General features: G+C 46.2%; 1 pseudogene. It reads left to right on the top strand.

What is annotated here, in order from left to right:
• Positions 1 to 236: pseudogene (locus KVT27_RS26125) on the top strand (histidine--tRNA ligase); the annotation flags it as partial.

Below are 236 nucleotides of genomic sequence, written 5' to 3'. Positions count from 1 at the left end.
AGAACGGCTTACCGAGAGAAATTGCGTGAGTTTTTTGCACCGGTGAAAGAGAAGCTTTGCAAAGATTGCCAGTCCCGATATGACAGAAACCCTATGCGTATCCTCGATTGTAAAATCGATCAGAAGTACGGCGAGGGCGCGCCTGAGATTTTGGATTACTTGGATGAAGAATGCACAACGCACTTCTCTCAAGTGAAAGAGCACTTGTCCGCCATGGAAATTCCATACAGAGTGAA

This window comes from Lysinibacillus sp. GbtcB16, assembly GCF_019091145.1.
Classification (GTDB): domain Bacteria; phylum Bacillota; class Bacilli; order Bacillales_A; family Planococcaceae; genus Lysinibacillus; species Lysinibacillus fusiformis.
The sequence above is the reverse complement of the archived record's forward strand: the minus strand, read 5'-3'. Positions and strand labels throughout refer to the sequence as shown.